Source organism: Pseudomonas sp. V88_4 (assembly GCF_029967985.1).
Taxonomy (GTDB): Bacteria; Pseudomonadota; Gammaproteobacteria; order Pseudomonadales; family Pseudomonadaceae; genus Aquipseudomonas; species Aquipseudomonas glycinae.
The window spans coordinates 408,350-434,618 of sequence record NZ_JASCAF010000001.1; the positions used below are offsets into that span (position 1 = coordinate 408,350).

The 26,269-nt window shown below is 60.0% G+C and carries 16 protein-coding genes; 6 read left to right on the plus strand and 10 right to left on the minus strand.

All coding sequences use genetic code 11. The features are described from left to right. Positions 1 to 68 precede the first annotated feature (68 nt). Together QLG12_RS01830 and QLG12_RS01835 are read right to left on the minus strand one after the other, a co-directional pair. On the minus strand, positions 69 to 1,574 hold the full coding sequence (locus tag QLG12_RS01830) for a glucosyltransferase domain-containing protein (protein ID WP_282473783.1): 1,506 nt from the start codon (positions 1,572 to 1,574) through the stop codon (positions 69 to 71). 171 nt (positions 1,575 to 1,745) lie between these two features. Then, positions 1,746 to 3,167: an amino acid permease gene (locus QLG12_RS01835; protein ID WP_011335773.1), complete on the minus strand. Its 1,422-nt coding sequence runs from the start codon at positions 3,165 to 3,167 to the stop codon at positions 1,746 to 1,748. A gap of 433 nt (positions 3,168 to 3,600) precedes the next feature. Between QLG12_RS01835 and QLG12_RS01840 the strand changes: the two genes are divergently transcribed. Both QLG12_RS01840 and QLG12_RS01845 read left to right on the plus strand, forming a co-directional pair. After that, entirely contained in the window at positions 3,601 to 6,726 is a 3,126-nt protein-coding gene (locus QLG12_RS01840; RefSeq protein WP_282473784.1) for a transglycosylase domain-containing protein, read from the plus strand. 151 nt (positions 6,727 to 6,877) lie between these two features. After that, positions 6,878 to 11,932: an NEL-type E3 ubiquitin ligase domain-containing protein gene (locus QLG12_RS01845; RefSeq protein ID WP_282473785.1), complete on the plus strand. Its 5,055-nt coding sequence runs from the start codon at positions 6,878 to 6,880 to the stop codon at positions 11,930 to 11,932. A 52-nt stretch (positions 11,933 to 11,984) separates the two neighbouring features. Here the strand turns inward: QLG12_RS01845 and QLG12_RS01850 are convergent, their stop codons facing one another. The 6 genes from QLG12_RS01850 to QLG12_RS01875 all read right to left on the minus strand — a co-directional run bounded on the left by QLG12_RS01850 (position 11,985) and on the right by QLG12_RS01875 (position 18,962). Next, positions 11,985 to 13,247 (minus strand): hypothetical protein, encoded by a 1,263-nt coding sequence (locus QLG12_RS01850; protein WP_197868471.1) that lies wholly within the window; start codon positions 13,245 to 13,247, stop codon positions 11,985 to 11,987. Between the two features lie 52 nt (positions 13,248 to 13,299). Next, complete coding sequence (locus QLG12_RS01855; protein WP_064383880.1) at positions 13,300 to 13,803, minus strand: CS1 type fimbrial major subunit; 504 nt, start codon at positions 13,801 to 13,803, stop codon at positions 13,300 to 13,302. A 58-nt stretch (positions 13,804 to 13,861) separates the two neighbouring features. After that, positions 13,862 to 14,602, minus strand: coding sequence for a hypothetical protein (locus QLG12_RS01860; RefSeq protein ID WP_064383881.1), 741 nt, complete (start codon positions 14,600 to 14,602; stop codon positions 13,862 to 13,864). Between the two features lie 33 nt (positions 14,603 to 14,635). Further along, on the minus strand, positions 14,636 to 15,859 hold the full coding sequence (locus QLG12_RS01865; RefSeq protein ID WP_197868470.1) for a hypothetical protein: 1,224 nt from the start codon (positions 15,857 to 15,859) through the stop codon (positions 14,636 to 14,638). A gap of 3 nt (positions 15,860 to 15,862) precedes the next feature. Next, a complete protein-coding gene (locus QLG12_RS01870) occupies positions 15,863 to 18,385 on the minus strand; it encodes a CS1-pili formation C-terminal domain-containing protein (protein WP_197868469.1) in 2,523 nt (840 codons plus the stop codon). A gap of 82 nt (positions 18,386 to 18,467) precedes the next feature. After that, on the minus strand, positions 18,468 to 18,962 hold the full coding sequence (locus QLG12_RS01875) for a CS1 type fimbrial major subunit (protein ID WP_011335783.1): 495 nt from the start codon (positions 18,960 to 18,962) through the stop codon (positions 18,468 to 18,470). A 503-nt stretch (positions 18,963 to 19,465) separates the two neighbouring features. On the opposite strand from QLG12_RS01875, the gene QLG12_RS01880 reads away from it, so the two are divergent. Then, positions 19,466 to 20,041: a PadR family transcriptional regulator gene (locus QLG12_RS01880; protein WP_064383884.1), complete on the plus strand. Its 576-nt coding sequence runs from the start codon at positions 19,466 to 19,468 to the stop codon at positions 20,039 to 20,041. After that, a complete protein-coding gene (locus tag QLG12_RS01885; RefSeq protein ID WP_197868467.1) occupies positions 20,038 to 20,823 on the plus strand; it encodes a siderophore-interacting protein in 786 nt (261 codons plus the stop codon). Before QLG12_RS01880 ends, QLG12_RS01885 begins: the two co-directional genes overlap by 4 nt. Before the next feature lie 18 nt (positions 20,824 to 20,841). On the opposite strand, the gene QLG12_RS01890 is transcribed toward QLG12_RS01885, so the two are convergent. Together QLG12_RS01890 and QLG12_RS01895 are read right to left on the minus strand one after the other, a co-directional pair. Beyond that, complete coding sequence (locus QLG12_RS01890; protein WP_197868466.1) at positions 20,842 to 21,480, minus strand: Pr6Pr family membrane protein; 639 nt, start codon at positions 21,478 to 21,480, stop codon at positions 20,842 to 20,844. 1 nt (position 21,481) lies between these two features. After that, on the minus strand, positions 21,482 to 21,712 hold the full coding sequence (locus QLG12_RS01895; RefSeq protein WP_007956650.1) for a VF530 family protein: 231 nt from the start codon (positions 21,710 to 21,712) through the stop codon (positions 21,482 to 21,484). Positions 21,713 to 22,013: 301 nt separating this feature from the next. Here QLG12_RS01895 and QLG12_RS01900 point away from each other — a divergent pair, with 301 nt between their 5' ends. Further along, on the plus strand, positions 22,014 to 23,375 hold the full coding sequence (locus QLG12_RS01900) for a carbohydrate porin (protein WP_197868465.1): 1,362 nt from the start codon (positions 22,014 to 22,016) through the stop codon (positions 23,373 to 23,375). Positions 23,376 to 23,512: 137 nt separating this feature from the next. Continuing rightward, positions 23,513 to 25,924 carry a glucose/quinate/shikimate family membrane-bound PQQ-dependent dehydrogenase gene (locus QLG12_RS01905; RefSeq protein WP_197868464.1) on the plus strand — a complete coding sequence of 804 codons (2,412 nt, stop codon included), beginning with the start codon at positions 23,513 to 23,515 and terminating at the stop codon, positions 25,922 to 25,924. The last annotated feature ends 345 nt before the right edge of the window (positions 25,925 to 26,269 follow it).

The following is a 26,269-nucleotide window of genomic DNA, read 5'->3' on the forward strand; positions in this document are numbered from 1 at the left end:
GCTAGGGCAAGGTTCGGGTGCGGTCTACTGTCAGAAATTACAGGTAGGCGCTGGTTTCTGACCAACGGTCACCATTGCAATAACCGCCCGTGGGGCGGCTCTTTCATGACGATGAAGCCGTAGTCGCCGATCAGGTAGAGGCGGTAATAGAGGCTGTCCACCAAGGGTGGATAGCCCATCAGACCGGCGTGGGTCGCGTTGCGCCGTTCGCGTTCTGCAACCACATTGGTGATGCCCGCCGACGGCAGGTTTTCGGCGAGCATGAAGTAGTCGATGTTCAGCAAGTAACGCAGCACCGGCAGTTGTTTGAACGTCCCTTGCGCCCCCGCGAGCCAGCGGTCGGAGTACGTCACCGAGAGATAAATCCGTTTGGCTTCGCGCAGTTCTCGATGGGACGAGATGTCGTGGCTGAGGCTGTAGAGCGCACTGCTGGCGAAGGTTTTTTCCATCGTCAGCACCCGGCCATAAGCGAAGGACAGCGACAGCGTGGCCAGAAGCGCAATCGCCAACACCAAAGGCAACCGTTGATGCAGCGGCATCAACCCCAGCCAAGCCAGATAGAACAGCAGCATCAACAGCACGCCAAACCCCATCAGGGTGCGTGCGCCTTCGTTGAAATCGCGAAACAGCAGGGTCATACCCGGCACCAGCAGCACAACCAGCGGCAATGCCAGCAGGCAGCTGAAGTTCAGCAGCAAGCCCTTGGCGCGCGACAGGTGGCGCTCGCGAATCTGCCGCCCCAACTGCACGGCGCCGGTCACAGCACACAGCACCAACACAAAAAAAACCACCGTGTAGCCGCCGTGAAACAGCAGCGCAACCTTCTCCATCACCCGGCCGATATTGACGCCGATCTGCAGCAACGGGTCAGCGCTTGCCTTCAGCAATTGCGTGCGCCCGTGGTCAGTGAACGGATAGGCCGTGACGCTGTAAATCAACACTGCCAGCAGCAGTTGCGCCAGCCGCCAGCCTGACTGGTGCCAGAGCTCCGACCACGGTACTCGCCGGTGAACATTCCTGAGCAATTCCAGGCAGCACAACCCGAGAAACACATTCAGGCTGATCTGATACAGCCCGATCGCCAGCGCCAGCAACGCTGACGGCACCAGCCATCGCTGAATGCGTGAAGCGCCGCAAAAAGTGATCGCGTAAATCACCGCGACCAGACTCAGTGCCATGCCGGCCCCGTCGTATTGATAGGACAGGTTCTGCAACAGGAACGGGTTGTACCAGAGCGGCAACGGCACCAGACAGCACGCCAGGGTCGGTTCGGGAAAATAATGGAAGGTCAGCCGGGTCAGAGCGAACGACATCGCTACGGTGGCGAGCAACAGCGGCAATGGGAAAATATTCGGCGCAGCGCCGGTGAAGGTCAGCACCTGATACAACCAGTCCATGAACAACCGCCCCTGCGCCGCCCAGGCATTGCCGGCAGCCAGAGTGCGCCAGTTGTCGTCGATGTAGGGGAAGTCGGCGAGGATCAGCGGCAGGATGTAGAGCAGCGTGGCGAGCAGGAAGAACAGCACAACCTGACGGCGGCCGAGTTCTCGTACGAGAAAATCGCTGATCCTCATACCGGCGCCTCTGTTCACGGCTGCGCTGGAAACAACGTAGATAAACCTTCGAACATGACTCTGAATCAGAAGTCGTTTTTTGCGCTGATTTCAGACCAGCGGCAATCAACTCACACCCATGAAAAAGCCCCGGACTTTCGACCGGGGCTTTCAGGTTTCAGCGACAACGAATTACGAAGCCGAACGCATCGCGCCCTGTACCGAATCCTTCGGTTGCAGCTTGAACACGTAGAACAACACGGTCAGCAGCACCAGGAACGCCGGGCCGACATACAGCGCCACGCGAGTGTCCGGGAAGTACGCCATCAGGCCGACCACCAGCACCAGGAACGCCAGCGCCAGATACGAGCTGACCGGGAACAGCCACATCTTGTACTTCAGGCCGGCCCGTTCGCTGGCGCTCAGGCCTTTACGAAATTTCAGCTGGGCCAGCAGGATCATCACCCAGGTCCAGATCGCGCCGAAGGTGGCGATGGACGTCACCCAGACGAAGACTTTTTCCGGTACCAGGTAGTTGAGCAACACGCCCAGCAGCAGGGCGAAGATCGACAGCAGCAACGCCCGACGCGGTACGCCGTTGCTCGAGGTGCGAGCGAAACCGGCCGGCGCCTGACCGTTCTGCGCCAGGCTGTAGAGCATGCGACCGGTGCTGAAGATGCCGCCGTTGCACGACGACAGCGCTGCAGTGATCACCACGAAGTTGATGATGCCGGCGGCGGTCTTGATGCCCAGACGTTCGAAAGTCATCACGAACGGACTGCCCTGGGTGCCGATCTCGTTCCACGGGTAGATCGACAGGATCACGAACAGCGCGCCGACGTAGAACAGCAGGATCCGCCAGAACACCGAGCCGATTGCATTCGGGATGGTCTTCTGCGGGTTCTTCGCTTCACCGGCGGTCAGGCCGATCATTTCCACACCGAGGTAGGCGAACATCACCATTTGCAGGGACATCAACACGCCCGTCACGCCGTTGGGCATGAAGCCGCCGTGAGCCCACAGGTTGGAAATCCCCAGCGCCACACCGTCGTTGCCGAAACCGAAGGCGATGATGCCGATACCGCCGAGCACCATGGCGATGATGGTGACGATCTTGATCAGGGCGAACCAGAACTCGAACTCACCGAAGGCCTTGACCGCGATCAGGTTGATCGAGCCCATGCTGACCAGCGCCGCCAGCGCCCAGATCCAGCGCGGGACATCGGGGAACCAGATGCCCATGTACACCGCCACCGCCGTGATTTCGGCGACGCAGGTCACCAGCCACAGGAACCAGTAGTTCCAGCCGGTCAAAAAGCCCGCCAGCGGGCCGAGGTAATCCTGTGCATAGCGACTGAAGGAGCCGGCGACCGGGTTGTGCACGGCCATTTCGCCGAGGGCGCGCATGATCACCAGGATCGCCAGACCGCCGATGATGTACGAGAGCATGATCGCCGGGCCGGCCATTTCGATGGCCTTGGCCGAACCGAGAAACAGACCGACACCGATGCAGGCGCCGAGCGCCATCAGGCGGATATGCCGTTCACCGAGTTCGCGTTTGAGCGGACCGCCTTGAGCGGTTTCGCCATGGGGCGGGTGATTGCCGACTGGCATGGGGGACTTCCTCGTCTTGTTATTGGATGTGACCACCGAGTGTTCAAGCGTCGGCCGATAAGCCTGCGCCTGGGTAAAACCGGCCCGGCCTCGTGGGCAGGGCCGTCCCGCAGAAGCAACCTGCGGGATCAGCGGGGCGTGCAGTATAAAAAGCTTGCGACAGGTTTTTTCACTCTATAAGGCATCTGATTCAGACGTAAACCTCGTCAATCTTGCGGTTTACGAGACAAATCATCCTGCATTTCGAGGATTATTCACTGCGCAAATGGGCGCGGAGTATTGCACAGCAATGGTGCAACGTCATGCCGCAACCGGGTTTGAGGATTTGCTCAGATGACGCCGGCCACCGTTCTTCACAATTTTTTCACCGACGCCAACCACCGACTAAGCTTCAGACAAGTCCGATCAATCTGCGTGAATGGATCAATCGACTATGGGCGCTTTGTGGCAAACCGATTCGAGTGAAAAAGTGGTTCCGACTGAACGTGTGGATGAAGCGCCTGTCCCTGAAAAACCCCGTCGCAATCGGCACGGGTGGAAGGCTTTCTGGCTTCTGGTGGTGATCATCGCGATTGTCGTGGGCCTGGCTGCGATGAAGGAAATGCGCACCTCGCGTTTTCAGTCCCGCGAGGTCAGCCAGTACGCCGCCAAACTCAAGTACGAATTGCAACCGGGGCCCAGCGAAGCGATCCGCTATCCAGGCAACGGTCCGTTCGATCTGCGACTGGGTTACAGCTCGCTCGACGAGTTCCTGCCACGGCTGATCAAACGCAACTACGTGATCACCGAGCAGACGCGCTTCTCCCCGGCCCTGCTCAATTACACCGACAAGGGCCTGTTCGTGCCCTATTCAGAGAAGATCCAGGCCGGGCTGTCGATCACTGATTGCCGGGCCGCGCCGCTGTATCAGTACAACTATCCGCAACAGCTGTATTCGAGTTTCGAGTCGATTCCGCCGGTGGTGGTCAACAGCCTGCTGTTTATCGAAAACCGCTTTCTGCTCGACCCCAGGCAACCGCTGGCCAACCCGGCGGTGGACTGGCCGCGCTTCGGCATGGCCGCGTGGTCGCAAGTTGCCAAGCTGCTGCACTTGCCGGGGCAGTCGGCCGGTGGCAGTACCCTGGCCACGCAACTTGAGAAATACCGCCATTCACCCGATGGCCTGACGGTGTCCGGCGCGGAGAAAATCCGCCAGATGATTTCCGCCAGCGTGCGCGCCTATCAGGCTGGCCCGGACACCTTGCCGGCGCGGCAGAACATCGTTCGCGATTATCTCAACAGCGTGCCGCTGTCGGCGGTGCCGGGGCATGGTGAGGTACATGGCATGGCCGAGGGCCTGCGGGTCTGGTATGGCGCCGATTTCAACGAGGCCAACCGAACACTCGCCAGTACCGCCACCGATCCGAAATCCATGGCGGACAAGGGCCTGGCCCTGCGCGAGATGCTCTCGCTGATGATCGCCCAGCGCCGCCCTTCGCATTACCTGACCAAGGGTCGCGAAGAACTGGTCGAACTGACCAACAGCCACTTGCGCCTGCTCAAACAGAACGGCGTGATCGACGCTGCCCTGGCCGATGCCGCGCTGGCCAGCACCATCAGCTACCGCGACTGGCAGACCCAGCCGACGATTCAGCCGATCGAAACCAACAAGGGCATCAGCGTCGCCCGCAGCCGGCTGGCGTCGATGCTCAACCGTCCGCTGTACGACCTTGACCGCCTCGACTTGTCCGCCACCAGCACCCTGCAAGGCGAACTGCAAACCCAGACCACCACTTACCTGAAGAAACTCGCCGACCCGGCCTATGCCGCTGAAATCGGCCTGATGGGCGAACGCCTCCTGACGCCTACCAGCACCACCCAGGTGCGCTACAGCTTCACATTGTTCGAGCTGACTCCGGACGGTTCGCGCGTGCGGGTGCAGACCGACAGCACCGACCAGCCGTTCGACATCAACGAAGGCAGCAAACTGGAACTAGGCTCGACCGCGAAGATGCGGGTGCTGACCACCTACCTGCAAATCATCGCGGAACTGCATGACAAGTACGCCGCCATGAGCGTGCCGGAACTGAAGAAAGTCGACGTTCCGGATCAGGATCGCCTGAGCCAGTGGGTGATCGATTACCTGATCCAGAACAAGGATCACGACCTGTCGAAGATGCTCTCCGCCGCCCTCGACCGCAAATACTCGGCCAGTCCTGGCGAGGCGTTTTTCACCGGTGGCGGCCTGCATGTGTTCCATAACTTTCGCAAGGAAGACAACGGCCGCCTGCCGACCCTGCGCGATGCCCTGCGCGAGTCGATCAACCTGCCGTTCATTCGTCTGATGCGCGATCTGGTGCGTTACACCACCTACTCGGGTCCCAACAACAGCGCCGAACTGCTCAAGGACGACCGCGATCCAAGACGTCAGGAATACCTCGCCTCGTTTGCCGACCGAGAGGGCACCTCGTTCCTGCTCAAGTTCTGGAAGAAGTACCGGAACAAGGACACCCAGGCCCGGCTCGATACCTTCCTCGACAGCATGCGCCCGACCCCGATCCGCATGGCCGCCGTGCACCGTTACCTGCTGCCCAACGCCAGCCAGGAAGACTTCAACACCTTTGTGCGCTCGCACCTCAAGGGCGTCAAAATCACCGAAAAACTCACCGACGAACGCCTGGAACGGCTGTATCTGGCCTACGGCCCCGGCACCTACGACCTGCCGGATCAGGGTTTCATCGCCAAGGTTCACCCGCTGGACCTGTGGATGATCGGCTACCTGCTCAACCACCCGGACGCGACGTTCAAGGACATCGTCAAGGCCAGCCAGTTCGAGCGCCAGGAAGTCTACAGCTGGCTGTTCAAGAGCAAGCACAAGGGCGCCCGCGACAGTCGCATCCGAACCATGCTGGAAATTGAAGCGTTCCTCGACATCCATCAGCGCTGGCAGAAAGTCGGCTATCCGTTCGATCACCTGGTGCCGTCGCTGGCCACCGCCATCGGCAGTTCCGGCGACCGTCCCGCCGCGTTGGCCGAACTGATCGGCACCATCCTCAACGACGGCGTGCGCATGCCGACCCTGCGCATCGACAGTCTGCACTTTGCCGCCGGCACGCCTTACGAAACGAAACTGGTCAATGATCCTCACGTCGGCAAACGGGTGATGCCGTCCGAAGTCGCCACGGCGATGCGTGAAGCGCTGTCGCAGGTGGTGGACTCGGGAACGGCCAAACGTGTTTCCGGCAGTTTCAAACTGGCTGATGGAACACCGCTGACCATGGGTGGAAAAACCGGTACCGGTGACAACCGGATCGAGGCCATCGGCTCCGGCGGGCGAATTCTCAGCTCGAAATCGATCAACCGCACGGCGACCTTCGTGTTCTACATCGGCGACCACCATTTCGGCACGCTCACCGCGTTCGTGCCGGGGCGTTCGGCGGAGAACTTCAAGTTCACCTCGGCCTTGCCGGTACAGGTCCTCAAGGGCATGGCGCCGATTCTGATGCCTTACCTGCAACCGGGCAGCGACTCACAGTGCCGTGCCTCGCAGACAACGACCGTAGCCCTGGCTTCAGATTGAACCGATAGTGGGCGGTAGTTATGTGTTTTATACATATCAATATTCAATGATTAACGTATCAACCCGACACGGAGACAACAGGCATTTAAACTAATTAATCGAGACATTGAACGTTAGGCTGAGAATTCATTACTTGTTCAAGGCCTGCACAATGACAGCAACATCCACATATAAAGGGCAACATTACGATTTAATTAAATCGCGCATCGATCCGGTATTCAGGGCTATGCAATTGCATCGGGCCCGAGCCCTGGGAAAGACGTCACTCAACCGTGAGTCATGGTTGGTCACGACTCCGGATGCCGAGCTGGAACGCCTGTCCGCCGATAACCGCCGCGCCTGGGGCGCGCAGAACCGCATTGACAGAATGCTCGCGAGCCTTCAGGACGTTTATGCATTTGCCGAGCCTTTGCTGAAGAAGAAGTTGCTCGAACAGTTCAATGTCGAAGTCGATGTGAGAAATACATACGTCAGACTGTACGAGGCGGCGACAACCCCCTGGTACGTGATTGATATCACGAAAGCGTCACGGGCCCGCACCGTTTCAATGCTCGACGCCGCGTTGCACAACTTCGCGCACGATGAAATCTATCAACACTTTTCGACATTCATTATCAAAACCGATGCGGCCCGCGACTTGTTCGACGTCTCGCCGATTGGCAAAACAATCAGCATCAGCCAGTTTCAGTCGCTGTGCCGGGAACTGGACATCGGGGCCCGTTACAGGGCCCATCTCGAAACATTCCTGCTGAACAAGGAGCCAGTCGCCGAGACCTATCTGCGCACACGGGTCGAGCAAAGTCAGCAAGCTGCGCTGAAGGCTGCCGCCCGCATGGCGCAAATCAAAAAGGACATTGGCTCCGGTGCCTATGTGTTGATTCGCGAGCTGTTGCTGGGCCGGCAGAATCTGGTACTCGACGGTCAGGCCATGTGCGTCTGCGATCTGGGCCTGATGGACCTGACCTTGACAGGGATCCTGATCATTCGCCCCGACCCGGCACAGGCACAACACTCGCAGAAAATGATTGCCTACGTGCCGCACGACCCCGACCACCCGCTCAAGGAATACGCTTCGACACTGGCGTTCATGGACGAGCTGACACGCCAGTTACGGGCAAACAGAACGTTGCCGTCTTCCGGTATCAGCTATCGCCAGTTTTTCAGCCAGTTTGTTGATCAGGAACAGCGCGGGCACTTTTTCGCCGGGCTCGAGCAGCGCCTGACGTATGTCAAATGGTACGCCAGGGAACCGGGGGATCCGCGACCGTCCTGGCGGGAAACCCCGGTCGAGAAACCTCAGCTGCAATTCAGCGCACCGCCGATCACAGCCCCCCTGTGGACGTATCTGTACCAGCAACGACTCAATAAAATTCTCAACGACGCGCGCGGTCTCGCAGTATCGACCGCCGATGCCGACAGCCAGGCGCGCTGGGCCTGGTGGGAGAACTTCAAGAAGATCGCCTCGGACATCTTCAATGCCGCGCTACTGGTGATGACGCCCTTTGTTCCGGGACTGGGCGAACTGATGATGGCCTATACCGCTTACCAGATCGTCAACGACGCCGTCGAGAGCGTGGTGGACATGATCCAGGGGCATTGGGTCGAGGCGGCAGAATATGTGGTGGGAGTCTTGACCGATGTCCTGCAACTGGAAATCTTTGCCGCCGGTTCTGAAACAGGTCACGCTTTGGGGCTCAAACCGTCACTCTTGGTCGAGGGAATGAAACCGGTACAGTCGTTCGACGGCAAAACCCGTCTCTGGCACCCGGACCTCAGACCTTACGAACAACCGCAGCTGGCGCCACCGCAGACATCACGCCCCGATGCACTGGGGCTGCACAGGCATGCCGGCAAGATTGTTTTGCCACTCGAGGGCAAGCACTACGAAGTGCAGCGCGACCCGCGCAGCGGACTTCATCGGATTCGCCACCCGACACGCCCAAACGCCTATTCGCCCGAGCTGCGCCATAACGGTCAGGGAGCCTGGGTTCATGAAGGGGAAAAACCGCAGGACTGGCACGGGCCCAGGCTCATGCAACGCCTTGGTCATAGCGTCGATGGCTATACCACCGCCGAACAGGATCACCTGCGCAATATCAGCGGGACGCCGGAAGCTTCGCTGCGACGCATGCACGTCGAAAATGCCGCTCCCCCGCCCCTGTTGACCGACACGCTCACACGCTTCAACACCTGGAATGAGGCCAGAAACGTGGGCCGGCTGATCCGCTCGGGGCAGCCGCTGGACCCGGCCTCGTACTGGTTTGAACGAATGGTGCCGGACATGCCCGGCTGGCCGGCCGACAAAGCCCTGAAGGTTTATGAAAACGCCGATCTGAGCGGTAGTTATCGCCAGTACGGCAACCGGCAAGCCACGGACCGGCAGACGCTCGGCATCAGCCTGGCCGACATGATGGCCGGCAAGCTCCCGGAGCGGCTCGTGAATTTTCTGGACGATACGCAAATGAAAGCGTTGCTAGGCAACCAGTATCCGAAAAACCAACGGGCACAGGTCTTGCGCAACCAACTGGCGGATATCGTGGAAACCCGCACGCCGGACATCTTCCAGTACCAGTACCGACTCAAGGATCACAACAGCGATGCCCGGGTTCAACTGCTGCAGCAGCAGTATCCGCAACTGCCTTCCAGGGTCGCTGAAACCCTGCTGACAAGAGCGACTCCCGATGAACAGCAGGTCATGCTCGAGGAGCGACGCATCCCGCTGCGCCTCAAGGACCAGGCCCGGGAAAGCGCTTTTGAGGTCAGCGCTGCGCGCGCGGCTGAAGGCTTGCATGAGCCGGCACTGAGGGGGGCCGACACCGAACGCCTGACCCTCAATGCCCTGAAGTTTCATACCGACACGTTTGCCGATTTGCGCATCGATGTGCGCGAAGGCACTGATGACGGTCCGCTACGCTGCAGCGCAGGCAGTACAGAGGCCACGACCCGACGTGTGTTGATCAGGGACGAACATGGCCAATATGAAGTGCGCGACGGCGCGAACCATAAGCTGCACGAGGCCGGCGACTTGTATGAGGCCATCCTGCAGGCGCTGCCTGCTGACAAGCGCGCGGCCCTGGGCTATCGCACCGGGCAGGGAGAAATGTTCAGGCAATGGGTGATGGCCAAAACCCAGGCGCCCGCCGAGCGCAGGACATTACTCGCCCGGCCCCCGATCCGCCCGGTCGTACCACTGGAAACCGAGTTGCTGCTGCGCGGAGGGGGACTGTCCAGAGAGGCCCGGACCGTGGAAGAAAAAGTCAGGAACCTCTATCCGCATTTCAACGAAAACGAAGTAGCGGCTTTCAGCCGATCGCTGCATGCCAATGGCGATCCTCATGCGCATATCGATCGGCTTGAACGCGAGCTCAAGACGTTGAAGCAGGAACTCGAACAGTGGCGACAACGCTACCTGAGCAATTGGGATCCCGATGCCGCCGATACCAACCTGCCTCAAGGCTACTGGGACTATCATCGCAAGGGCGGACGCTTCATCGCCGACCGGCTGCTGGAGTGTTTCGAAAGAAAGTCCGAAGTGTTCGGCGAGCGCTCCACGAGTCTGGAGAGCGGCTATGCGCTGGATCTGTCCAAGGAGTTTCTAGCCCATGATCTTCAACGTTGGTGGCGGGAGATGCCGAGCGAGCTCAAGCCCTGGCTCGAACAGGTCACGACCCTGAACCTGGATGGCTCACGATTCTCCCCGGCACCGAACGGTCTGCTCAAGGACTTTCATCATCTGCGTCAGTTCAGCGCCAGAGGCTGTGAATTGCCCGCACTCCCTGAAAGCGTCGGCAAGATGCGGCTGCTCGAGACACTGCGCCTGAACGACAATCAGATCCGGTTGACGCCTCCCGCCCTTGAGCAACTGCGTAATCTGACACGCCTTGAAACCCTCAGGCTGGATGACAACCCTCTGGGCACGCCGCCGAATATCGAGCGGATGCCCAGACTCAAGGTGTTGAGCCTGGTGAACGCCCATATCGACACCTGGCCCGAGGGTCTGTTTGCGAAGGCCCGGCCTCGGGGCTTCTTTCTGGACCTGCGGATGAACACGATCAGGGATGTCCCCCAGGTACCTCTGGGCTCCAATGAAGCGCAGCTGATTGCACGTTCCCGACTTCACGGGGACCGGTTGTCGTCGTCCGCGCGCGCCACGTTCGAGGCGTACAGAACGTCGGTGGGCAGGGCCCCTCACGACACCTATTCCACTGTCGCCGACGACCTGCTCGAACGGTGGCCCGTCTCTGTCGACACGTCCTTTATGGAAGAAACGGCGGGCGTGGGTGCCTACCGGGCGGAAGCCTGGCATGCGGTGGCCAGCGAACCCGGTTCCGACGGATTTTTCAGGGTTGTGCAAGACCTGACCCGTTCCGCCGATTACGAGCAGGGGGGAGAGGCGCAGGACCAGTTGACCGACCGTGTATGGCGAATGATCGGAGCCATGGACATCGATACGCCGCTGCGCGAAGACCTGTTCCTCATGTCGACCGATCCTGAAGGCTGCGAGGATGCCGGCGCCCAACTGTTCAACAACATGGGGGTCAAGGTACTCGCCTCCGAGGCCCGCTCGTTTTCCACCCACCGCGCGGAACTGGAAAGCAAGCTGGTAACGCTGGCCAAGGGATCGGCGCGTCTTGGACAAGTCGGCGAAATCGCCAGGGCAGACATCCGGGCGCGCGAGGGCAACCCCGATGAGGTCGAGGTGCATCTGGCCTATGAAACCGGACTGGCCAAACGCCTGGAACTGCCCTGGCAGTCCGAAGCCATGAAGTTTCGCCCGGTCGCCGGGGTCGATGACGCGACCATCGACCGTGCGTACGACACAGTGATCGAGCGCGAGACAGGCGACGGTCTGGTCAACCAGATGATCGAGCAGCCGTTCTGGGAAGCGTACTTGCGTGAGACCTGGCCTGGAGAATTCGAAAGCAATAAACGTGTTCACCTGGAAAAATTCGATCTGCTGGAGGATCTGCGCTCGGCCCAGGAGGACTGGGTTCGTTCGGCACACCTGCCGCCGGAACAACGCTACCTGCGCAGGCATGCCCTCAGTGAGCTTGCCCGCAAACTTTCCGTACCCGAGGAGGAAGTCTTCACACCAGAACCGATGAGCGACCAGACCTACGAACGCTTGCTGCGAGACATCGGCTATCAGGAGAAGGAACTGAGCAGAAGGCTGACCCGCGAGGCCATGAGCCGGGCGAGGATCTGACCCTCGCCACGCCCTGAAGGCAACTGCCTTCAGGGCGTGGCACAGGCGCGACCTAGACCTCCGAATCCCAGATCACGGTGATGTTACCGGCATACCGTCTGGCCTTGCCGGGTTGCAACATCTGCTCCACGTAGAACGCCGGTATTTCAAAGTGCAAGGTGCCCGCCGCCCGCTCCAGAAAGCGCTTGGGTTGAAAGATCGTTCCCTGCGAATCGTCCGTCAGAGGCCTTTGTCTGACCGGTTGATCGGCCATGTCGGTGATGCCGTGAGGCAGGCTCACGCTGAGGTAGACCTGCGGGAACGTCGAGCCGCTTTCGGTATCACGCAGGGCACAGGCACCGATACCGCCATACTCGCACTGGAAGAACATCTTGAATTTCGAAGAGGCGGAAATGTTGAAGGTCTGATCCCGGAACAGTCGTGCAGGCCGGCGGCCTTCCTGAAGCCAGGCCTGCCAGCCGCCCTGCGGCACCAGTTCGATCCTGTTGCCGCCCGGCGGCAGGGCGACCTTGAGCACATGCTGGACATCCAGTACGAAGCGAAAGGTCAGGCTCGAATTGTCCGGCAGCATGTTGTCGCCCATGTCAAAGTCGCCGCCAGGCGCGATGGAATAATTCAGTTCCCCCGTGTACAGCCCCGCCGACATGACCAGGGGATCGGGTGTGCGCAGTTCGTAACCCAGATCCAGGTAGTCGTAGGTCATCCACGGAATGGAGAAGGCTGCTGCCTTGCTGCACGCCGAATCGCTCGGTGTCCGCCAGAAAAACGTATAACTGTCAGGCCCGTAGGTGGCCATCGCGCCATGCTGACAGGAGCCGGGCGCACCTCCCCATGAGCCACCGACCCACAATCGATTGTGTCCCTCCAGATCGTTCGAGGCACCCGTCAGATCGGTCACGGTGTCGCTCAGGACATATTGCGATCCAAGGGCTCCGATCCGGATTTCCACGGGATGCGACTCCCCCGTCACCACATTCGAGACGTTCAGACTTCGCCACTGCGCCGGCGCCTTGAGCGTCGCCCCGGCCCGTTCGGGCGCTCCGGGTTCGATGGCGTGGATTGCGGAAAAACGCAGTGGCAACCGTAGACCGGACAGGTTGTAGGCCTTGCAGTCATTGACGTACGTGGCGCAATAACCACTCTGCGGGGTCTGGTTGATGAATTGATTGTTTTGCGGATTGGCGGGATCGGGAATGAAACTGGCGCGAATCTCTTGAGTGAGCGCCAGCGCCGAGGACGAAAACACTCCTGCGAGCACGTGAACAAAAAACCATCCTTTACCGAACGTCCTGACTGTTCCAAAGCTGAAATCCATTGACACTTCCTTGCACTGAAAGCCGTGGTGAATGCTTGAGGTTGTCCTTCAATTACCCCGCCGGAGCTGCCGCGCTGAACATGATGTTGACGGTGCCGTAGTAATCACCCGGTTTGTAGCCTCCGGCCTGCTCCCTGGGCTCGATCTCCAGGGGCACCCGCACGCCGAGCTTTGCCTCTTCGGCCGACACCACTTGCAGCGGGAACGGATTGTTGGTGAGCTCCTTGCCGTTGAATGTCACCCGCAAATTGATGTTTTCCCGAGAATCGCGGCCATTGGTCAGGTAGGGAAAACTCTCCAGGCGTGCTTCTATGGCACTGCTGTCATGTTTCACATCAAAGTTGCGACGCAGCGTTCCCAGCTTCGAAGTGTGCACATTCCAGTGCAGGCGCTGTTCACGATGTATCCAGTCCGGCTCGCTGGGAATGACATAGAAGTTCAAGGTGGGAATATCCACCGAAACGAAGAATTCGATCTCCTCGCGCGCGGCGAATGCCCAGGTGCCCGTCAACGCCAGCCCGCTGGCCGAGGTCAGAGCGATCCATTGTCTGATCATTTTCCGATACCCGTTACTTGCATGAATGAAGAGCGATTGCCTGTGCCTTCGGACGCTGTCACCCGGCGACACGCAGGTTTTTCTTCGCCTCACCTTCGACCAGAATGAAGCGGTACTCACGTCCCGGTTTCTTCTCGAACTCGAATGACTTGCCCGCCATGACATGGTGCTTGGTGGTTGGCTCGCAGTCGGTTTCATCGGTTTTCGAACAACTCTTGAACTCATCGATCACCACCACCGTATTGCCGTTGTTACGCACCTTGTAAGCACCGGCACTGTCTTCGATCACGCTGTCGAAACGCGCATTGGCCGGACGCACGAAGAAAATGGTGCCGAAGCCGGCCATGACGTTCACGCCCGCCGTCAGCGTCTTTTTGTAGTCCTCGCGCTCTTCCTGAGAGACCGCGAATTCGTCTTCCTTTTCCGGCACCACCGGCACGAACCGCACCCGGAAATAACGCTCCTTGTCCCGCTCGCCCATAAACAGTAAACGGGTGCCCTGCATGCCCTGGGCCGGAATGATCAAACGGGCCGGGCTGGCCATCAGACCGTCCCGCGCACTGGCATCGGCCTGGACTTTCACGGGCACTTCGGAGGACGTGCCATCGGCGTTGTAAATGATTTCCAGCACATTGATCTTGACGAATGCTGTGCTGTCACCGCTGTTGTAGACACGTTTCAGATACGTGCTTTTATCACCGGCCAGATAGTCGTAGACGACGCCGATATTGATGTTCGGACCGGCGTACGCACTTTGAAAAAGCAAACCTGCCACCAGCAGAGCAACGAGTTGTTTCATCAGCAGAACCTCGATTTGAGTACAGTGACTCGATCAGATTTCCGAATCCCAAATCACCACGACCGTACTGGAATACCTGTTTCCACGATCAGCCTTGAGTATTCGTTCGGTGTTGGCCTTGTCGATTTCGAAATGCAGGGTTCCGGGCTTGCGATCGACATAGATTCCTGGTTGAAAAACGATGGCCCTCGATTCGAGCGGGAACAGTTCCTGTCGCTTGACTGGCCGTCCACTGGTGTCGGTCAAACCGTTGGGCAGGGTCACACTGACGATCATCGGTGTGCCGTAGCTGGTCCCCTCATTCCATAATCCACAGGCCGTTACCGTTCCGGAGCCGCACTCCAGGTACATCTTGAATCTGGAGCTGGCCGAGATGTGGAAGGTCTGGTCGCTGAACAGGCGTTCCGGGGCCCGCCCTGAGTTCAACCAGCGCTGCCACCCGCCCTCGGGTTGCAAGGTAATCCGGTTGCCACCCGGTGGCAGATCCACCTTCAGTGTGTGCTGTACGTCCAGCACGAAATCCAGCGTGAGGTTGCCGTCATCCGCCCCCATGAACGGCCCCATCGTGAAATCGGCGCTGCCTCGACCGACGCTGTAGGTCAACGACCCGGTGTACAACCCGGACGACATGCTCAAGGGATCAGGCGTGCGCAACTCATAGGCGATATCGAGGTAGTCGAAGGACATGTGCCCCACATCGAACGCAGCCGTCTTGATGCAGGTTCCCGGCTGAGGCGTTTTCCAGAAAAACTGGTAAGTGGTCGGGCTGTAATAGCCAACGCCGCTGTACTCGCATGGCGGCGGCGCGTATACCCAGGAATTGCCGGTCCACAACTTTCGATGCCCCTCAAGCACATCGGTCTGTCCCGTCAGTTCGGTGACCGGTTTACTCAGTTGAAACTTCGATCCGATACCGCTGATACGGACTTCAACGGTGCTCGTTTGCTGAGTTTCATGATTGATCACGTTCAACTGTCGCCATTCGGACGGCACTTTTACCCACACGCCGTTACCCGAAAACATGGGGGTGAAGGAGCTGAAGCGAATCGGCACCTGAATACTGAACATGTTGTTGTCCGCGCATTGGGCCGGATGACTGGCGCAATAACCACTGTTCGGCGTCTTGTTGATGAACACGTTTTTATTGGGTTGCGACGGATCGGGCTGGAACAGCGCCCGGATCTCCTGGTTTGCCGCGTGCGCACCTGATGTGCCCAGCACGCTCAGCAAGCCCAGCCAACAGGCTGTTTTTTTCATCGTTCAGCCCGCCTTCTGATCGGTGAATGTGGCATCGGCCAGGGTGTCGGGGCTGCAACGCAGGTCACCAATCATCAGCACGTTGTTCTCCACTCGCCCCTGTTGCGGATCGAGGCGGAACTGGCACAGCAACTGGTCCGCGTAGCGAACCTCCAGCGTCGGAGAACCCTCGTTCATTTCCATGGAGAAGAACCCGTCCACTTCGCTCACTCCGCGGCTGGCGTGATTGATGACGTGATGCCCCTTGAGCGGTCGCCCCTGGGGGTCGAGCAGACGGCCGAGTACGGTGAGGGTTTTCATCACTTTCACCTTGCGATACTCCACGCCGCCCTTGTTCAAGTGATAACGGGTGCGCGGCGGTTCGATGGACGCTGCCGGCACGTCGTTGCCTTCGAAGTCGAAGCTCACGGAACTGTTCTTGTAGGCCGTGAGGGGAATGAAGTTGCGTCCCGGCCGCAGGGCTGCGCTGCCACCACTCAAGTCGTCGGCGCGCAAAGCGATGCCGTCGATATCGGACTCGACATCCACGATCATTCCCGCCCCTCGCCCCTGATGCTGACTGGTCATCACGATCTGCTGCCCGCCAATCGCTACGGTGCTGTCGAGGTTCAGCCCCCCCGTGTAATTGCCGTTGTAGGAAGAGCGCTGAACGAAACCATCGCCGTTGATACTGTCGGTGCTGAAATATGCCTGGCCGTTCAGACCGACTCCGTAGGTGTCGGTGATGAGCGTTGCCGCCACGCTCTGCAGCGCGTGACCTTCAAGGGTTTTGCGATAACCCAGAGAAGCGTTGTTATCACGGCTGCCATCGCGGGCCGTGCGGGTACCGATGCTGCCGGAAATCTGCTGACCCGGACCGCCGAGCGCGACGTTGAGGCTCAGATCGATGCCCCGGTTGCGTGCATCGCCACTGCTGTAACTGCCGGGACGGTCGAACACTGACAGACGCCAGTTCGAGTCACTGCCAAACACCGTGGTGCGCTGGGTCCAGCCCAGGTCGACACCGATGCCGTCGACGTTACCCTCGCTGTGAGCCACCCGGGCGTTGATCGAACTGTTGCGGCTGAGACGATGATTGAGCGCCAGCGACGAATTGCTGGTCTGCCCGACGAACACATTGCGCTGACGAATGCGTGTGCCGTCCGGCAAGGTGTCGTAGGTGTCAGTGGTGTCCAGCCAGCTGCGGTTGTGACTGATCACCAGACTGCCCGAGCCATAGTTGTACAGGCCTTGCAGGTCGAGACCGGTGCCATGGTCCTCGGTCTGGTAGAAATTGGCATACAGGCTGATGCTGTTGGCCAGGGTCCAGTCGACGGAAGTGCCGTATTGCAGCTTTTCCCGGACTTGACGCGCCGACAGCCCGAGGATGACGCGCGGGTGCAGCAAGTAGTTGAGCGAAGCCCCTGCGGTTGCGTCGCCACTGGCCTGTTTGTCCCAGTTGCTGAGCAACTTGGTCTCCTGACCGGCAAACAGGTTGTAGCGCCAGCGCTCGTCGGGGTTGCGCCAGTTGTTCGGCTTGTAGACCAGCTCCTGGGTGGTCGAGGTTGTCTGGCCGTCTTCGATCAGACGCACCTCCACTTCATAAATGCCCCCGGGCAACGGCCGGGTGTCGAGGGTCTGCAAACCGGCGGGCACCGACTGGGTGTTGATGAGCAGTCCGTCGCGGTAGATTTCCACCGACGCCTGACGGTTGGCGGTGACATAGATCGGGTAGACGCTGGGGTTTTGCAGGTCGATCGCCAGGCTGTCGGAACTGCCGTACATCACGCCCACAGTGGTATCGGGGCTGGTACCAAAGGAACGCGGCTGACGGGTCAAGCCTTCCGACGTGGGGGTGAAATAGCCCAGGCGCAGAAAACTGCCTTGCAGTTCGCGTTGCGTGTGCAGCTCGTAGACCGCGTGATAGAGCTGGTCGTCGGGGCCACCCAGGCGGGCCAGTTGCATATTGAACGTCTGGCTCCAGTTGCCCAGGCTGCTGCTGGCTTCGAGGCCGAAACGCCCACCCAGATCCTGCTCCTGGCCGCCATTGAGATTGAGCTGATTACGCACGATCAGGCCGGTGCTGCCCTGATCCGGCTGGTCGTAAAAACGCTTGGCCTCGGTGTCGCGCTCGGCATTCTCGGTGAGGATGGAAACCAGCGAGTTTTCCAGGTTGTAGTGCACCGCCAGCATTTGCTCGGGGCATTGACCGGTGCAGGATCCCAGCGCCACGCCGGGTTTGAGGTAGCTTGCCCATTTTTCCCGTTCGACGGCGCCGAAACGGTTTTCGCTGGTATCGGTGAAGTCGAGCAGGGTCAGGCGGTCATCACGAGACAGCACGATCATCGCCTCGCCCAGCGGCTGCTGATCGAGTTCGACCCGAACAGCCAGGGGGACATCAAAAAAGTGCTCCTCGAAGTCTTTCGGCAAGCCTTTGGCCTGCGCGAGCAAACTACGCGGTGTCGTACCGACAGGTTCGGGAGCCGCTACTGCGCCAGCACACAACAACAGCGCAAACGCAGCCGCGACGGGGGTCATCGGGAACATGAACACGGACTCTGATGGCGATCGGAAAAAGTCCGGCTGACAGACATTCGCGTCAGCCAGCCGGCTTTTGTTACTTCAAGGGTTAGAGCGCGGCGCCGACGGGAGGAACAGCGTCGAACATCATGGTGACTGCGCCGGTGTAATCGCCCGGGGTGAAGTTGGTGCCGGCGGCGGTGATGCGCAGCGGTGCACGGTAGTTCACATCGGACTCGGCCTCGCCAACAACCATTTGCGGGGTCTGGGTCAGAACCTTGTTATTGAACTCGACTTTGAGATCAATGATGCTTGAGCCGCCGACCAGTTTCGGCACGCCTTCCAGATAGCCATGAACCGAACCGTTGGTGTTGCGCACATCGAAGAAACCTTCCACGGGTTTCATGGTTCCGGTAATCGGGCTGAAGCTCATGTCCTGATCCTTGTTGACCAGGTCAGCATCCGTTGGCACCACATAGAATCCGTTGGTCGGTACATGGGCGACCAGGCTGATGGAGTGACGTGCTTCACCGGCAGCGAAGACCACGGAAGAGCTCAGAGCCAGAACAGCCAGTGGGGCAGCGAAAGCGATTTTCTTGAACATCGGTCAGTACCTGTTTTCTTTTAAAGGATCGAAGCGTTGAACCTTCAAATCATTCACGCCGACAAGGCTGTATTGACATGAAGTTTCAACGCCGGGGCATGATCGACTGTTCACTCCGGAATGTAAGCAGGCAACTTCCCACAAACTTGTAGTTAAACCGGCTCATGACCAGAAAGAAAAAACGCGATATTTTCGATATTCAAAATAACGACTGTCAGTTTAACCCTACATACAGTTTCATATAAAAAACCATACAGCAATTCCAACTAAGCAATGCGGGAATAATTGCACTTTCCAGAGCATTTACTCAATCATTTATAGAGTTTCAACTTTAACTTTCCGGTCATTGATACAGATATTTCTCAGCGTTACAGACGCTCGAAAATTCGCCTTCAGATCCGCCCACCGCTCGTCAGGGAGAAGGCACGCTCAGTGAAAAAGCCCTTGCTCGCAGCAAAAGATATATCTTAAGTTGTATCTAAACACGACGAGAGAACACTGAAATGAGAGACCATCATTCCCCCCACCGCGAGCATGGCGACAGCCGTGACGGCTTCGAAAAACGCCATGGTCGCGAACGCGGCGGTCGCGGCCCGCGGGTATTCGCTCCGGGCGATCTGAAATTGCTGCTGCTGGCGCTGATCGCCGAGCAGCCGTGCCACGGTTACGACCTGATCCGCCAGATCGAAACCATGTTCGACGGCGCCTACAGCCCCAGCCCCGGCGTGATCTACCCGACCCTGACGTTTCTTGAAGAAAGCGAAATGATCACCGGCGACGCCGAGGGCGGCAAAAAGCGTTACGCGGTGACTGATGTCGGCCGCCAGTCCCTCAGCGAACAAGCGGTGGCGCTGGACGGCGTGCGCATGCGCATCGACGTCAGCAAGCGCTCGCTGCGCGGCCACGACCGGCCGCCGGAAATCCATGAAGCGGTGCACAACCTGCGCCACGCCCTGCAGATGCATCACGGTCGCTGGAGCCCGGAAGAAATCCTGCGCGTACGCGACCTGCTTAACGACACCGCCAAAGCCATCGTCGACGGCCCCGCCGTTCAACCTGCCCCGGAGAAAGCCGAATGACTGAAGTCCAGACCCAAGGCATCCACCGTGTGATGCATGAAATCAAACGCCGCCGACTTGAGGTTTTGCGGGTGGTCGACCTGACTCCGCGCATGCGCCGCATCACCCTCGGCGGGCCGGAACTGGCAGGTTTCATCAGCCTGGGCACCGACGATCACGTCAAACTGCTGTTCCCGCAGAACGCGGAGCAGGCCGCCGCACTGGAAACCCTGGTGCTCGGCGCCGGCAAGAGCGATGTGCCGATGCCCGAGATGCGCGACTACACCCCACGTCGTTATGACCTCGACAAACTTGAACTGGACATCGATTTCGTCCTCCACGGCGACGGCCCTGCCTCGACCTGGGCCGAACAGGCCCAACCTGGGCAGTCCCTGCACATCGGCGGCCCGCGTGGCTCGATGATCGTGCCGGACATTTTCGACAGCTACCTGCTGATCGGCGACGAAACCGCCCTGCCCGCCATCGCCCGCCGCCTCGAAGGCCTGGCGGCCAATCGCAAGGCGCTGGTGGTGATCGAAGTGGAGAACGGCAAGGAGCAGCAAACGCTGGAAAGTGCGGCGCAGGTCAACGTGATCTGGGTGCTGCGCGAGGGCGGCAAGGACAACCTGCTGACCACTGTCAAACAATTGCAGGTGCCCAAGGGCAATCTGTATGCGTGGGTGGCGACCGAGACCAAGGTTTCGCGGCAGATCCGCCGGGTGCTGCTCGATGAACACGGACTCGACGAGAAGTTCGTCAAAGCAGTCGGTTACTGGCGCGCCGAGGGCTCCGAAGAAGAGTGAATGCGAGCGGCGGCGCTGCTAAAGGCGCCGCCCCTGCCAGCGATCAATCCCGATCACCAGCAACGCTATCAGCACAAACCCCAGCAAAATCCCCCCGGCATTGACAAACACCTGTGGATAACCCAGCAGTGCCACGTCGATGAACGGGTACGCGTAAGCCCCCAGCAAATGCCCGCGCAGCAATGCATAGGCGAAGTACACCAGCGGATAAATCAGCCACAGCGGCAGGTGCTTCACACGCAAAGTGCCCTTCGGCACACACAACCACCAATAAGCCAGAAACAGCAGCGGCATTACGTCGTGGAGCAATTCGTCCGCGATAAACTGCCAGCCCTGCGGGTGCCACAGATGTCGCAGCAGAATGCTGTAGGCCAGTCCCACTACGGCAATGCTCACCGCGATACCACTGCTGACCCAGGGTTGCCGAAACCAGCGGCGCGCGGCGGATTCGCGCTCGGTCACCGCGCAGGTCAGCACCACCGCCACCAGGGTGTTGGTGAGCACGGTGAAGTAACTGAAAAAACTCACCAGCCCGCCGAGCAGGCTGGCGCCGACGCTCAGCCGGGCGAAAAAAATCAGGTACAGCTGAATTCCCAGCCCGGCCCAGCCCAGCACCGCAACCGAAGTGATCAGGCGTCGCCGCAAGACGGCGTTCATCTCAGAGCGGACGCTTGGTGCGCATCAGTTTCACGTACAACCGCTCGACTTTCTCCCGCGCCCAAGGCGTCTTGCGCAGAAAGGTCAGGCTCGACTTGATGGTCGGATCGCTCTTGAAGCAACGGATGTCGATGCGCTCGGCCAGCCCCGACCATTCGTAGTGGGTCACCAGCGCATTGAGGATCTGTTCGAGGGTCACGCCGTGCAGCGGATCGGGGTTGTGGTCGTTCATGCCGGGCCTTTGGGCGAAGTAAAAATGCAGAAGCCGCGCACCTTAGCCGAGGGCATGGGCGGGTGGAAGGCCTTGGGTTAAATGTAGGCCAACCGAAGAAGATCGCAGCCTGCGCCAACGCCTGCAATGCGCTGTATTGCCGCACTGTTACCGAATCCGAAAGGGTTCATGTCAGCAAAAGCCCTTTGTGTTTTTGTAACAGGACATTATCCTGCCGCCCTTCTGCTGAACCGCTTCACTGCCTGCGTCAAATCGTAGCGGCCAGCTTATTCCCCAAAAAAGATCAAGAAAGACCCAATTCATGCCCGATTTTCCGTTCTCCCGAGACAGCGCTATCTCAACCCTGCGCCTGATCGGCGGCTGCACCGCCCTTGGCCTCGCCACCTGCACCCAGGCCGCTCCGGCCTTCGACAGTGAATCACCGTGGATGCTCGGTGACTGGAACGGCACCCGCAGTGAACTCGCGGCAAAAGGTATCGACTTCAAACTCGACTACACCGGCGAAATGGGCAGCAACCTGCACGGCGGCTACGACCATGACCGCACCGCACGCTACAGCGACCAGTGGGGCCTCGGCACCCATCTGGATCTGCAAAAACTGCTCGGCTGGAACGACGCCGAATTCCAGTTGACCGTGACCAAACGCAGCGGCAACAACATCAGCAACGACCGCATCAACGACCCGCGCGTCGGCGGCTTCACCTCGGCCCAGGAAGTCTGGGGCCGTGGCCAGACCACTCGCCTGACGCAGATGTGGTACCAGCAGAAATTCTTCGACCAGAAGCTCGACATCAAGGTCGGTCGCTTCGGTGAAGGCGAAGACTTCAACAGCTTCCCGTGCGACTTCCAGAACCTGGCGTTCTGCGGCTCACAGGTCGGCAACTGGGTCGGCGGCATCTGGTACAACTGGCCGGTCAGCCAATGGGCGCTGCGCGTCAAATATCACCTGACGCCGGAGTTGTACGCGCAAGTCGGCGCCTACGAGCAGAACCCGTCGAACCTCGATCGCGGTAACGGCTTCAAGCTCAGCGGCAGCGGCACCCAGGGCGCGATCCTGCCGATCGAACTGGTGTGGAAGCCCAAGCTCAACGGCCTGCCGGGCGAATACCGCGCCGGTTACTACTACAGCAACGCCAAGGCCACCGACGCCTATAAAGACAGCAACGGCCAGCCGGCGGCCCTGAGCGGCGAAGCCTATCGCAGCGCTTCGAGCAAGCACGGCGTGTGGCTCGGCGTGCAGCAGCAGATCACCAGCGTCGCCAGCGACAACTCCCGTGGCCTGAGCGTGTTCGCCAACGGCACCATGCACGACAAGAAGACCAACGCCATCGACAACTACGTCCAGGCCGGCGTGGTCTACAAAGGCCTGTTCGACGCCCGCGCCAAGGACGACATCGGTTTCGCCCTGGCCCGCGTCCACGTCAACCCGGCCTACCGCAAGAACGCCGAGGCGACCAACCAGGCCCGCGCTGTCTACGACTACGACGATCCGTCCTTCCTGCCACCGCAGGACACCGAATACAGCGCCGAACTCTACTACGGCGTGCACGTCACCAACTGGCTGACCGTGCGCCCGAACCTGCAATACATCCGCCATCCGGGCGGTGTTGACAAGGTCGATGACGCACTGATCGGCGGGATCAAGATTCAGTCGTCGTTCTAACCGACACCGCAGCTCCCACAGGGATCGAAGAAAAATTCGATAGCAAGACAAGTTTTTATCTGAACCATGCCCGCGCCCAATCGTCATCTAAAGTGACTACAGCGCGGGACTACATTAACGTCACGGAGAATCACACTATGAGCACTGAAGGTGCTTCGAGTCGAAGCCGTCTTCTGCCGAACCTGCTCGGCATTCTGCTTCTGCTGATGGGCCTGGCCATGCTGGCCGGGGGAATCAAGCTGAGTACGCTCGGCGGCTCGCTGTATTACCTGCTGGCCGGTATCGGCATCACGCTGACCGGCATTCTGATGCTGATGCGACGTCGCGCCGCATTGGGCCTGTACGCCATCGTGCTGTTCGCCAGCACCGTCTGGGCGCTGTGGGAAGTCGGCCTGGACTGGTGGCAACTGGTGCCGCGCCTGGCACTGTGGTTTGTACTCGGTTTCGTAATGCTGCTGCCGTGGTTCCGTCGTCCACTGCTGCTCAACGGTCCTGCGCCGATGGGCACTGGCGGTCTGACCGTAGCCGTGATTCTGGCCGGCGTCACTGCCCTGGCCAGCCTGTTCACCCACCCTGGCGAAACCTTCGGCGAACTGGGTCGCGAGACCGCCGACACCACCAGCACCGCGCCGCAAATGCCGGACGGCGACTGGCAGGCCTACGGCCGCACCGAGTTCGGTGACCGCTACTCGCCGCTGAAGCAGATCACCCCGGCCAACGTCGGCAAGCTGCAGGAAGCCTGGCGCATCCAGACCGGCGACTTGCCGACTGCCGATGACCCGGTCGAGTTGACCAACGAAAACACCCCGCTCAAAGCCAACGGCATGCTCTACGCCTGCACCGCCCACAGCAAAGTGCTGGCGCTGGACCCGGACACCGGCAAGGAACTGTGGCGCTTCGACCCGCAGATCAAGAGCCCGGTCGGCTTCAAGGGCTTCGCCCACATGACCTGCCGTGGCGTGTCGTACTACGACGAAGCCGCTTACGCCAAGTCGGAAAATGCCGCGTCCGCCGTCATCTCCGAAGCCGGCAAAGCCGTCGCCCAGGCCTGCCCGCGTCGCCTGTACCTGCCGACCGCCGATGCCCGCCTGATCGCACTGAACGCCGACACCGGCAAAATCTGCGAAGGCTTCGGCAATAAAGGCGTGGTTGACCTGACCCAAGGTATCGGCCCGTTCACCGCCGGTGGCTACTACTCCACCTCGCCGGCCGCAATCACCCGTGATCTGGTGATCATGGGCGGCCACGTGACCGACAACGAATCGACCAACGAGCCATCGGGCGTGATCCGCGCTTTCGACGTGCGTGACGGTCACCTCGTCTGGAACTGGGACAGCGACAAGCCAGACGCCACCGAGCCTTTGGCGCCGGGCGAAACCTACAGCCGCAACTCGGCGAACATGTGGTCGCTGGCCAGCGTCGACGAAAAACTCGGCATGGTTTACCTGCCACTGGGCAACCAGACTCCTGACCAGTGGGGCGCCGACCGCACCCCGGGCGCCGAGAAATTCAGCGCCGGCGTCGTGGCTCTGGACCTGGCCACCGGTAAAGTGCGCTGGAACTACCAGTTCACCCACCACGACCTGTGGGACATGGACGTCGGCAGCCAGCCAACCCTGCTGGACATGAAAACCGCCGACGGCATCAAGCCTGCGCTGATCGCCCCGACCAAACAGGGCAGCCTGTACGTCCTCGACCGTCGCGACGGCACGCCGATCATCCCGATCCGCGAGATCCCGGTTCCGCAAGGCGCCGTGAAAGGCGACCACACCGCCCCGACCCAGGCCCGCTCGGACCTGAACCTGCTGGCCCCGGAACTGACCGAAAAAGCCATGTGGGGCGCCAGCCCGTTCGATCAGATGCTGTGCCGCATCCAGTTCAAGGAACTGCGCTACGAAGGCCAATACACGCCTCCGTCTGAACAGGGCAGCCTGATCTATCCAGGTAACGTCGGCGTGTTCAACTGGGGCGGCGTCTCGGTCGACCCGGTTCGCCAGATGCTGTTCACCAGCCCGAACTACATGGCCTTCGTCTCGAAAATGGTGCCACGCGAAAAAGTCGCGGCCGGCAGCAAACGCGAGAGCGAAACCGCTGGCGTGCAACCTAACACCGGCGCGCCGTACGCCGTGATCATGCACCCGTTCATGTCGCCCCTGGGCGTACCGTGCCAGGCCCCGGCCTGGGGCTACGTCGCCGGTATCGACCTGACCACCGGCAAAGTCGTCTGGAAACGCAAAAACGGCACCAGCCGCGACAGCTCGCCAATCCCGATCGGCTTCACCCTGGGCGTGCCAAGCATGGGCGGCTCGATCGTCACCGCCGGCGGCGTCGGCTTCCTCAGCGGCACTCTCGACCAGTACCTGCGCGCCTACGACGTGAACACCGGTAAAGAACTGTGGAAATCGCGCCTGCCGGCCGGCGGCCAAGCGACTCCGATGACCTACACCGGCAAGGACGGCAAGCAATACGTCCTGCTTGTGGTGGGTGGTCACGGCTCGCTGGGCACCAAGATGGGTGACTATGTGATTGCCTACAAACTGCCGGAATAAGTTGTAACGGCAGTAAGAAAGAAGGCGACGCCCTGTGAGGGGCGTCGCCTTTTTTTGTGGGCTGCAGTTTTTTAAACGGGGTGTGTATGTCCTACAGACGGGGTGTTTGCAGGGGATGTTTCTGACATGTCGCGTCGGTTGTTGCTCGGAAATGTGGCGGATAGGCTTTGGGGGCAGTCCAGAGCGTGGGAACGATCAAGTTACAGCCATGCGCGGGAGGGCCTACGCCCTGCCAGGTTCCATTCCCCGGTCGACCAACCCGCGCATGGCACCCCAAAAAACAGGATGAGCGTTAGCTCGACAAAGCTCTTGATCTTGATCCACCCGTCCCTTCGGAAGGCTGAG